Below are 10224 nucleotides of genomic sequence, written 5' to 3'. Positions count from 1 at the left end.
GGCCGCGGCGGTGCCCTGCTGGAGCAGGCCGGGCGAGGGGCCGTGGCCGAGCAGCCGCATGAGCGCGTCGCTCGCGCTCGGCCGGCGCGCCGGGTCCTTGGCCAGGCAGTCCGTCACCAGGGCGCGCAGGGCGGGATCTCCGACGCTGCCGACGTCGGGCTCGGTGTGCATGATCCGGTTGACCACGGCGGGCAGGCTGTCCTGGCCGAACGGCGCGTGTCCCGACGCCGCGAACAGCAGCGTGCACGCCCAGGCGAACATGTCCGACGGCGGGCCGGGGCTCGCCTCGGTGAGCTGCTCGGGCGCCATGTACGACGGCGTCCCGATGGCGCTGGCCGTCAGCGTGGAGGTCAGGTCGAGCGCGCGGGCGATGCCGAAGTCGATCACGCGGGGGCCGTCGGAGCCGAGCAGCACGTTCGACGGCTTGAAGTCGCGGTGCACGATGCCCGCCTGGTGGATGGCGACCAGCGCGGTGATCGTGCCGATGGCCAGCCGGTGCAGCGACGTCCCCGAGCGGGGTCCCTCGGCCCGCACCACGTCGGCGAGCGTCGGGCCGTCGATGTACTCGCTCACGATGTACGGCCGGTCGCCGAACAGCCCGGTCTCGACGACCTGAGCCGTGCAGAACGGCGCCACCCGCCTGGCCATCGCCACCTCGCGGACGAACCGCATGGACGCCTCCGCGTCTCCCGCGAGGTCGGAGCGGAGCAGCTTGACAGCCACCTTCGCTCCGTTCGGGGCCGACGCGAGGTAGACGGTGCCCTGCCCGCCCTCGCCCAGCCGCCCGTCCAGGATGTAGTCCCCCACCGAGGTGGGATCCCCTGGCCGCAGGGCCGCGAGGTCCGGCATTCCAACCCCCACATATGGCGTCTTTGCCGCCATTCTGGTGGCTGGCGGGCTCTCACGTCAGCCCTTCACGGCAGGCACCTGCCCCGATTGTCGGGGTATGAGGATTAACGTCCCGATCACCCGGAGGCGGACGGGCGTCACACGGTGTCGGCGATCGCGCCCGGGTCCTCCATCTGGACGTGGCGCCCGCAGCGGGGCAGGCGGACCAGCTTGGCGTCCAGCAGCTCGGCCAGCCGCCGCCGGCAGCGGCTCCTCACGCCCGAGCTGATCACCGTCACCGGCACGTCGGGCAGCGGGTGGTCGGCCCTGATCCGGCGCAGGTCGGCGGCCATGTCACGGCGGGCCAGCCACTCCCCCGCCACGGCGGCCACCATCCGGCCGCGCACCTGGACGCGCCGCGGATCCGCGACACCGGTGAGCATCCGGTGGGCCGCCGGGCCCGCCACGCGCGCCAGCGCGGTGGCCCCCCACGTGCTGCCCAGCGCGGGCATCCAGGGGCCGAGTTCCCTGCAGAGCGTGGAGGGACGCGGCCTGCGCCACCTGAAGCAGGTGGGATTGACCAGGACCAGCTTGGACACGCGCATCGGGTGCAGCCTGGCGAACGCCTCGGCGTGCCAGGCGGCGACGGAGTGGGCCACGACGGTGACCTGCTCGGGATGGGCCGGGGCCAGCGCCGCCAGGCGGGCCGCCTCGCCGTACAGGGTGGGCGGGACCGGCACGGCGGGGCTGAGCCCCAGGCCGGGGCGGTCGAAGCGGGTCACCCGGTGGCCGCGCGCCAGCTCGCCGGCCACCCGGTCCCAGTGGAACGAGGCCCCCGCCATCCCCGCGCTGAGCAGCACGGCGGGCCCGGCGCCCTGCTCGATCACGTGCTGCGGGCGCGCCCTGCGCACCGGCGCGTCGGCGATGAGGAGCCTGAGCGCGACGTACACGAGCCAGCTCGCGATGAGCGTCACCTGGACGCGCTGGACGGCGCCCACCAACTGGCCGGTGGCGACGGCGGCGAGCGCGAGCACGGTGACGCCCAGGCAGGCGCCCGTGAGCAGCGAGGCGCCCCAGGCGTTCCAGCGCAGGGTCAGCAGCACCATGGAGGCCAGCACGGCCGCGGTGGGCAGCACGCCGGTCGCGGCGTGCACGTGGTGCGACAGCGACAGCGGCCCGCTCGCGCAGGCCGGGTCGCTGAGGACCGCGCAGTCGAACGGGAACGCGCTGCCGACCACCGTGAAAACGCCGAAGCCGGCCATCGCCAGCCAGCCCGCCCACTGCCGCCGCATCCGGGGCACCAGGGCCACGCCCAGCACGCACGCCAGGCCCGCCAGCGCGTCGGTCACCCGGAACAGGCGCGTCCACGGCTGGTCGCGCGCGGCCAGCTCGCCCACGTAGCCGCCCGTCCGGTCCACGGCCGGCGTGGTGAACTGCCCGGTCACCCACGCGCTGTACAGCACGGCCGCCACGATGAACGCGGAGGCCGCGAGCACCACCAGTCTTCGCTCCACGTGGTCATTAGACCACTTAACGTGATCAGAGCCCCGGAGCGCCCCAGACCGGAAACCAGCGGCCGAGATCCTCCTCCAGCGGCAGCTCGCCCGCCAGCACGCCGCGCACCTGCAGCTCGAGCGCGTTGTCGCGCCGGCCGCCGGGCAGCGGGGCGAACGGGTAGAAGGTGCCCCGCTTGTAGAGGTAGACGACGGCGAGCCGCCTGCCGGGGGCATCGGGCGCGGAACCGGCCTCAGGACCCGGGCCGGGAGCGGGCTCAGGACCCGGGCTGGGAGCGGCCTCAGGAGCCGGGCCGGGAGTGGCGAACGAGACCAGCGAGCACAGCAGCGACGGGCCGAAACCGGCGTCCTGGAGCGTGGAGTTGACCGCGTGCAGCTCGGTCACCAGCTCGGCGGTCGCCTCGGGCGGGCGGCGCGCCAGCAGCCACGTGTAGCCGTAGCCGTCGGCCGACTCCTCCACCCGGTCGCCGAGCAGCGCCCTGGCGTCACGCTCGGCGGCGGCGAACGCCCCGCCCTCCGCGGCCCGGAAGGCCACCGAGCCGAGCCCGGTCGGCGCCAGCCCGGTGGCCGCCCGCAGCGTCACGGCGGCGGACGGGAGCGCGAACAGCGCGTCGAGATCTGGGGTCGCCGGCTTCGAGCGGCCGAGAAGGGCGTCCAGCCAGCGCATGGTCAGCCGGTGCCGAGCTGGGCGGAGATGGCGGCGAGCTGCTGGAGGCGGCGCTCCAGCGGCGGGTGGGTCGAGAACAGCCCGGCCAGCCCCGACCCGGACGCGAGGGCCGGGGCGAAGTAGAAGGCGTTGAACGGCTCCGCCTCGCGCAGGTCACGCGTCGGGATCCTCGCCATCTCGCCGGAGATCTTGACCAGCGCGCTCGCCAGCGCCGACGGCCGCTGCGTGAGCAGGGCGCCCGCCCGGTCCGCCGCCAGCTCGCGATAGCGCGACAGGGCCCGGGTGAGCAGGAAGCTCACGGCGTACACCAGCACCGAAACCAGCATGATGACCAGCCCGATCGGCACGCCGCCCTGGCCGTTCGAGCGGCGCCCGCCGAGGCCGGTGTAGAGGGCGGCCCTGGTCATGAGCCCGGCGATCACGCCGAGGAACGAGGCGATCGTCATGACCGCCACGTCCCGGTGGGCGACGTGCGAGAGCTCGTGGGCCAGCACCCCCTCGAGCTCCCGCGGCTCCAGCCGGCGCAGGATCCCGGTCGTCACGCAGACGACGGACTTCTTCTGGTTGCGGCCGGTGGCGAACGCGTTGGGGACGTCGGAATCGGCGATCGCCACCCGCGGTTTGGGCATGTCGGCCATGGCGCACAGCCTGTCGACCATGCCGTGCAGCTCAGGGGCCTCCGCCGGCGACACCTCCCGGCCGCCCATCCCGTACAGGGCGATCCGGTCGGACAGGAAGTACTGCGCCAGCAGCAGGCCCACGGCGATCAGCAGCACGGTCGGCGCGCGCACGCCCAGCGCGACGAGGGCGCCGACGAACACCACGTAGAGCAGCCCGAGCAGGAACATCGTCACCAGCATGCGGCTGGTGAGCCCACGGTCAGGCGCGAACCGCGTGCGCACCGGGGTCAGCCCGGGATGAGGCCCTGGTCGCCCAGCATCTCCCGGACCTCCTCGATCGAGGCGTCCGCGGGGGGAAGGATCAGCTCTGACGGCGCAAGGCTGTCGTCGGGCAGCGCCTTGCCCACGTGGCGCACCTTGTCGAGGAGCGCGTGCAGCTTGACGCGGAAGGCCGGCTCGTCGTCGGACTCGATGGCCGACTCCAGCTCGGTGTCGAGCTCGTTGAGCACGGCGATGTCGTCCGGCGAGATCTCGACCTGCCCCTCGCCCATGATCCTGACGATCATGCGCCCTCCCCGGGGTGGCGCGTCTGCTGCGGGTGCGGCTGCTGCTGAGTCTGGGGCTGCGCCTGCTGCTGGCCCTGCTGCTGGCCCTGCTCGATGGCGCTCTGCGGGGCCGGGCCCTGGCCGAGCTCGGCCTTCATGCGCGCGAGCTCCAGCTCCACGTCCATGCCGCCGCCCATGCGGTCGAGCTCGGCCTGGATGTCGTCTCCGCGCGTGCCGCTGAAGTCGTCGAGCGCGCCGCTGGCGAGCAGCTCGTCGATGGCGCCGGCGCGGGCCTGCATCTGCGCGGTCTTGTCCTCGGCGCGCTGGATGGCCAGGCCGACGTCGCCCATCTCCTCGGAGATGCCGGAGAACGCCTCGTTGATGCGCGTCTGGGCCTCGGCGGCGGTGTAGGTCGCCTTGATGGTCTCCTTCTTGGTGCGGAAGGCGTCGACCTTGGCCTGCAGCCGCTGGGAGGCCGTGGTGAGCTTCTCCTCCTCGGCCTGCAGGTTGTCGTGCTGGACCTTGAGGTCGGCCATCTGCGACTGCAGGTTGGAGCGGCGCTGAAGCGCCTCGCGGGCCAGGTCCTCGCGGCCCACGGACAGCGCCTTGCGACCCTGCTCCTCGTAGCGCCTGCCCTGCTGCTCGAGGCCGTTGATCTGCAGCTCGACCCGCTTGCGGGAGGTGGCGACGTCGGCCACGCCCCTGCGCACCTTCTGCAGCAGCTCCAGCTGCCGCTGGTAGGAGTAGTCGAGGGTCTCGCGTGGATCCTCCATCTTGTCCAGGGCCTTGTTGGCCTTGGACTTGAAGATCATAGAAAGTCTCTTCATCACGCTCATGCGCGTCGGCCGTCCCCTTCTTAGGTCGTGCTGGTGGTAACCCAGTGCAGCGCAGCCGCCTTGGGATTACCCTACGCATAACGCACGGGGGCGTCACTAAGTTGCAGTCCAGGTAGGGTTGACTGCGTGTTGCGACGCCGTTCCCAAACCTCCGCGGACGCCACCCCCGTCCCCGTTGACGATCCTAAGCCCCAAGGTAAGGGTCGTCCCACACCCAAGCGCCGAGACGCCGAGGGCAGGCGGCGCCAGCCGGTAAACGCTCCCAAGGACCGCAAGGAGGCCTACCGGCAGATGCGGGCCAAGCAGTCCTCCGAGCGCGAACGCGCCCGGCAGGGCATGCTGGCCGGCGACGAGCGCTACTTCCCCGCCCGGGACAAGGGCCCGGCCCGCAAGTTCGCGCGCGACTGGGTCGACTCGCGCCGGCTGCCGAGCCAGTACTTCCTGCCGTTCTCGCTGTTCATCCTGCTGATGACGTGGATCCCGTGGCCGGCCAACATCCAGCCGCTGGTGATCGGCTACGTGATCACGATCGGGTGGCCGGTGATGATGTTCGGCGTGCTGTTCACGTCGGTCTACGTGGCCTGGCGGGTCAAGCGGCTGGTGGCCGAGAAGCACCCCGGCGAGAGCCTGAGGGGCGTCGGCTTCTACGCCGCGATGCGCGCGCTGCAGATCCGCAAGCTCCGCTTCCCGCCGCCCGCGCTGCTGCCGGGCGGCAAGCCGGTCCAGCCCAGGAAGTAGCGGGGCGGGGACGCGGGCGTGCGCGGCGGCGCAGCCGTACGGCTATGGCGGTGAGGACCGCCGCGGTCAGCGCCGCGCGCACGAGCTTCAGCACGTCGCGCACCCTATCCCGGATCAGATCGGTCCATGGCACCGCCTAAGGTCGGGTTCATGGAATTCCGTCACCTCGGTCGCAGCGGTCTCAAGGTCAGCGAGATCAGCTACGGCAACTGGCTCACCCACGGTTCCCAGGTCGAGGAGGAGGCCGCCAAGCAGTGTGTGCAGGCGGCGCTCGACGAGGGCATCACCACGTTCGACACGGCCGACGTCTACGCCGGCACCAAGGCCGAGGAAGTGCTCGGCCGCGCGCTGAAGGGCGTGCGCAGGGAGTCACTGGAGATCTTCACCAAGGTCTACTGGCCCACCGGCCGCGGCCAGAACGACCGCGGCCTGTCGCGCAAGCACATCACCGAGTCGATCCACGGCTCCCTGCGACGCCTGCAGACCGACTACGTCGACCTCTACCAGGCCCACCGCTTCGACGTCGAGACGCCGCTGGAGGAGACCCTCAAGACCTTCGACGACCTCGTACGGCAGGGCAAGGTCCTCTACATCGGCGTCAGCGAGTGGACGGCCGACCAGATCTCCGCGGCTCTGAAGATCGCCGACGAGATGGGCTTCGACCGGTTCGTGTCCAACCAGCCGCAATACTCCATGCTGTGGCGGATCATCGAGTCCGAGGTGGTGCCGCTGTGCGAGCGCGAGGGCATCGGCCAGATCGTCTGGTCGCCGATCGCCCAGGGCGTGCTCACCGGCAAGTATCTGCCCGGGCAGCAGCCCCCCGAGGGTTCGAGGGCCACCGACCCGAGCGGCAGCGGCATGATCTCCCGCTTCATGAACGACGACGTGCTGACCAGGGTGCAGAACCTCAAGCCGATCGCCGCCGACCTCGGGCTCACCATGGCCCAGCTGGCGGTCGCCTGGGTCCTGCAGAACCCGAACGTCTCCAGCGCCATCATCGGCGCCTCCCGCCCCGACCAGGTGCGCGACAACGTCAGGGCCGCGGGCGTCAGCCTCGACCAGGACGTGCTCAAGCGGATCGACGACGTGCTGGGCCCGATCGTCGAGCGGGACCCGGCCAAGACCGTGAGCCCCAGCTCGCGCCCGTGACGCCGTCCCCGGCGGGAGGAGGCCCCTTGAGCCGCGGCTCAAGGGGCCTCCCGTCCTCCCGCCTGGCTGTTCACTCGGCGCGCAACGACAACGCTGTGTACTCGACGCGGTCCTCCTCCAGCAAGGCCACCTGCTCGACGCCGGATTCGAGCAGCTCACGCCAGTTCTCGCCGAGCCAGGACTCAGCGTCGGCCTGGCTCGGGAACACCTCTCGCGGCAACGGGCGATCTGTCACCTCACCGCCGTTAGCGTTCTCGTAACGCCACCGCCATGTCATGCCATACGCTCCTTCTCCGCGGGTTCGCCGGCGCACCCTCCGACGGCACTGGAACCCTACTCCCGAGCTCTGACGTCCATCGACGCCACGCGCCCATGTCGCGTCCCGCGCGCTCGGGGCCGGGCGGCTGGTCGGTACGCTCGGCGCGGTGAAGGTCTTTCTCGCCGGTACGGCGGGCGGCGCGGGCTGGCCGGAGCCCGGCTGCCGGTGCGCCTCGTGCGGCGGCCTGCCCTCAGGTCATCGCCGCCCGCTCGACCTGGTCGTGGACGGCGTGGTCCGCTTCCCCTTCGACGACCCGCCCGGCGGCTACCTGCCGTTCGCCGAAGGCCACGGCCTGACGGGGCCGGACGGGACACGCCTGCTGTACGTGCCCTCCGGCCGGTCGGCGACCCTCGGCGTGGGCGCCGTCCCCGGGCCCGGCCGGTGCGACTTCCTGCTCATCGACCTGCTCGACCGGCCCGAGCGGCTGGGCCTGCTGCGGCGCGCCGGGGTGGCGGACCGGGACACCCAGGTGGTGGCCGTGGGGCTGGACCACCGTGTCAGGTCCGAGGCCGAGCTGGCGCGGCGGCTGGCGCTGTGGGGGGCGCTGGCCGTACCGGATGGGACCACGCTCCACGCCGGCCCGTCAGGGCCCGCTCCGGGCGGCGGCTCGCCGTCGGGGGCGGGGGCGCGCAGGGAGCTCCTGCTGGGCGGTTCGCGGTCGGGGAAGTCCGCCGAGGCGGAGCTACGGCTGGCCGGGGAGCCGTACGTGACCTACGTGGCCACGGGGCCCACCGGCGCGGGCGACGGGGAGTGGGCGGCGAGGGTGCGCGCCCACCGGGAGCGCCGGCCCGCGCACTGGGCGACGCTGGAGACGACGGACCTCGCCGGGGCCGTCCGCGACGCCACGGCCCCCCTGCTGGTGGACGGGCTCGGCACGTGGCTGGCCGCGGTGTTCGACGAGCACGGGGCCTGGGAGGGCGACCGTTCGGCGGTGTGGCGGCGCTGCGACGAGCTCGTCGAGGCGTGGCGGGGCGCGCCGTGGCGGATCGTGGCCGTCTCCGACGAGGTGGGCATGGGAGTGGTGCCCGCCACGTCCAGCGGGCGGGCCTTCAGGGACGCGCTCGGCCGCCTCAACGAGCGCCTGGCCGCTGAGTCGGAGGACGTGGCGCTCGTGGTGGCCGGGCGCCTGCTGCCGCTGTGAGGGCCCGCGCGGCGGATCAGCGGGTCAGGGGCGGGCCGCGCGGGCGAACCAGCGGCCGTCGAAACGGTCGACGTGGAGGGCGCGGCCGAAGCAGTCCGACAGGTTGGCGGAGGTGAGCACGTCCGCCACCGGCCCGGACACCAGGACACGGCCGTCGCGCATCAGCATGGCGTGGGTGGTGGTCACCGGGAGTTCCTCCAGGTGGTGGGCCACCGTGATCGTGGTCAGCACGGGCCTGGTCGCGGCCAGGTCCTCCACCGCGGAGACGAGGTCCTCGCGGGCGGGCAGGTCGAGGCCCGCGAACGGCTCGTCCAGCAGCAGCACCGCCGGGTCGGGCATGAGGGAGCGGGCCACCCTGATCCTGGCCCGCTCCCCCTGGGAGCACACCCGGAACGGGCGGTCGGCCAGTTCCTTGCACCCGACGTCGGCGAGGAGCCGGAGGGCGCGGTCGTGTTCGGCGTCGCCGTACCTGTCCCAGAGCGGGGCGCTCGTCGCGGTGTGACCGGTGAGCACCACGGTGTGCGCGGTCGCCCCCTCCTCCTCCATCAGCTCCTCGTCGATCAGCCGCCGACCGGCGGCGACCAGGCCGATGTGGCGGCGCAGCGCCCGCACGTCGACCCGGCCGAGCCGGTGGCCGAGGACGCTGACCATGCCCTCGCTCGGGTGCCGGACGGCGGCGGCCAGCGACAGGAGCGTCGTCTTGCCGGCGCCGTTCGGCCCGAGCACGGCCCAGTGCTCGCCGTACTCCACCCGCCAGTCGACTCCGGCCAGCAGCGTCTTGCCGACGACCCGGACAGCTACGCCTTCGAGTTCAACCACGTGCATCCGCACACCTTATGGCCTCTAGGATCAACCGTTATGCGGCTTCCGGGACGGATCTTTGACCTCTTCGGAGACGACGCCGTCTGGTCCGACGACCACGAGGGCGTGAGCGGCGAGACGCTGCGGGTCACCTCTCCGGCGGGCGTCCACTACGTGAAGCAGGGCCCGACGGCGCGGCGCGAGCACGAGCGGCTCCTCTGGCTCAAGCGCTGGCTGAGCGTGCCGGACGTCGTGGCGTTCGACGACGACGCGCTGGTGCTGGCGGACGCGGGCTGGCGCAGCCTGGAACACCGGCCGCCGCCCCACGCCGGGGCGACCATGGGCCGGGTGCTGCGGGCGCTGCACGACATCCCGGTGCGGGAGTGCCCCTTCGACGAGCGGCTGGACGTCCGGCTCGCCCGGGCCCGCGAGCGGGTGGACGCGGGGCTGGTCGATCCGGCGGACTTCGACGACGACCACGCGGGGCTGAGCCCGGAGCAGGTGTACGAGCGGCTGGTGGCCGAGCGTCCCGCGAGCGAGGACCTGGTCGTCACGCACGGCGACTTCACCCCGTCCAACGTGCTCTCCCCGCCGCTCCCGGCCCCCGCCCGCTCCGGCCCGCCCGCTGGGGAGCCGTCCCTGGACGCCTCCTCCCCCGGACCGCACGCGGCGCCGCCCCCCGGCCCCGGCTCGCGCGTGTGTGAGCCCGTGCTGGTGGACGTGGGCGCGCTGGGCGTGGCGGACCGGTACGTGGACCTCGCCATCGCCCTGCGCGACCTGGAGGGACCGGCCGCGGAGGATTTCCTGGCGGCGTACGGGCTGCCCGAGCCGGACCCGCGCCGGCTCGACTACTACCGGCTGATGGACGAACTGTTCTGATGCACGGCGCGCGCCTGGCGATCGGCACGCTCACCGTCTTCCCCGTCCGGGTCGAGCGGGTGGACCGCCTGATCGCGGGGCGGGCGATGCTGCTGGCCCCGGTCGTGGGGCTGGTGCTGGGCGCGCTGGCCGGCCTGCCGCTGTTGCTGCCCGGGCCGCCGCTGCTGGGCGCGGCGCTGGCCGTGGG

The 10224-nt window shown here is 73.1% G+C and carries 12 protein-coding genes and 1 pseudogene; 5 read left to right on the top strand and 8 right to left on the bottom strand.

What is annotated here, in order from left to right:
* The 6 genes from DQW85_RS33655 to DQW85_RS33630 form a co-directional block, all read right to left on the bottom strand.
* The coding region (locus DQW85_RS33655; RefSeq protein ID WP_162795580.1) for a serine/threonine-protein kinase at positions 1–849 on the bottom strand (849 nt) is incomplete at its 3' end.
* Between the two features lie 137 nt (positions 850–986).
* The gene (locus DQW85_RS33650; RefSeq protein ID WP_162795579.1) at positions 987–2342 is read right to left on the bottom strand and encodes an alpha/beta fold hydrolase; all 1356 of its coding nucleotides are present in this window, start codon (positions 2340–2342) and stop codon (positions 987–989) included.
* A 25-nt stretch (positions 2343–2367) separates the two neighbouring features.
* On the bottom strand, positions 2368–3009 hold the full coding sequence (gene pspAB / locus DQW85_RS33645; RefSeq protein WP_113703802.1) for a PspA-associated protein PspAB: 642 nt from the start codon (positions 3007–3009) through the stop codon (positions 2368–2370).
* Positions 3010–3011: 2 nt separating this feature from the next.
* Complete coding sequence (gene htpX / locus DQW85_RS33640) at positions 3012–3911, bottom strand: zinc metalloprotease HtpX (protein ID WP_113703801.1); 900 nt, start codon at positions 3909–3911, stop codon at positions 3012–3014.
* A gap of 5 nt (positions 3912–3916) precedes the next feature.
* Positions 3917–4195, bottom strand: coding sequence for a PspA-associated protein PspAA (gene pspAA / locus DQW85_RS33635; protein WP_113703800.1), 279 nt, complete (start codon positions 4193–4195; stop codon positions 3917–3919).
* Positions 4192–5010: a PspA/IM30 family protein gene (locus DQW85_RS33630; RefSeq protein WP_205315609.1), complete on the bottom strand. Its 819-nt coding sequence runs from the start codon at positions 5008–5010 to the stop codon at positions 4192–4194. The genes pspAA and DQW85_RS33630 overlap by 4 nt, the downstream gene beginning before the upstream one ends.
* A 126-nt stretch (positions 5011–5136) precedes the next feature.
* On the opposite strand from DQW85_RS33630, the gene DQW85_RS33625 reads away from it, so the two are divergent.
* Both DQW85_RS33625 and DQW85_RS33620 read left to right on the top strand, forming a co-directional pair.
* Complete coding sequence (locus tag DQW85_RS33625) at positions 5137–5748, top strand: DUF3043 domain-containing protein (RefSeq protein ID WP_240197588.1); 612 nt, start codon at positions 5137–5139, stop codon at positions 5746–5748.
* A gap of 150 nt (positions 5749–5898) precedes the next feature.
* Positions 5899–6897: an aldo/keto reductase family protein gene (locus tag DQW85_RS33620; protein ID WP_113703797.1), complete on the top strand. Its 999-nt coding sequence runs from the start codon at positions 5899–5901 to the stop codon at positions 6895–6897.
* 70 nt (positions 6898–6967) lie between these two features.
* Here the strand turns inward: DQW85_RS33620 and DQW85_RS33615 are convergent, their stop codons facing one another.
* Complete coding sequence (locus DQW85_RS33615) at positions 6968–7174, bottom strand: hypothetical protein (protein WP_113703796.1); 207 nt, start codon at positions 7172–7174, stop codon at positions 6968–6970.
* Between the two features lie 148 nt (positions 7175–7322).
* Here DQW85_RS33615 and DQW85_RS33610 point away from each other — a divergent pair, with 148 nt between their 5' ends.
* Positions 7323–8357, top strand: a complete 1035-nt coding sequence (locus tag DQW85_RS33610; protein WP_113703795.1) for a bifunctional adenosylcobinamide kinase/adenosylcobinamide-phosphate guanylyltransferase — start codon at positions 7323–7325, stop codon at positions 8355–8357.
* Between the two features lie 24 nt (positions 8358–8381).
* Here DQW85_RS33610 and DQW85_RS33605 read toward each other — a convergent pair whose 3' ends face one another.
* Positions 8382–9182: an ABC transporter ATP-binding protein gene (locus DQW85_RS33605; protein ID WP_113703794.1), complete on the bottom strand. Its 801-nt coding sequence runs from the start codon at positions 9180–9182 to the stop codon at positions 8382–8384.
* 33 nt (positions 9183–9215) lie between these two features.
* Between DQW85_RS33605 and DQW85_RS33600 the strand changes: the two genes are divergently transcribed.
* Complete coding sequence (locus tag DQW85_RS33600; RefSeq protein ID WP_113703793.1) at positions 9216–10037, top strand: aminoglycoside 3'-phosphotransferase; 822 nt, start codon at positions 9216–9218, stop codon at positions 10035–10037.
* A pseudogene (locus DQW85_RS33595) lies at positions 10037–10224 on the top strand (adenosylcobinamide-GDP ribazoletransferase); the annotation flags it as partial. The gene DQW85_RS33600 and the pseudogene DQW85_RS33595, both read left to right, overlap by 1 nt.

Source organism: Nonomuraea lactucae (assembly GCF_003313395.1).
Taxonomy (GTDB): Bacteria; Actinomycetota; Actinomycetes; order Streptosporangiales; family Streptosporangiaceae; genus Nonomuraea; species Nonomuraea lactucae.
The sequence above is the reverse complement of the archived record's forward strand: the minus strand, read 5'-3'. Positions and strand labels throughout refer to the sequence as shown.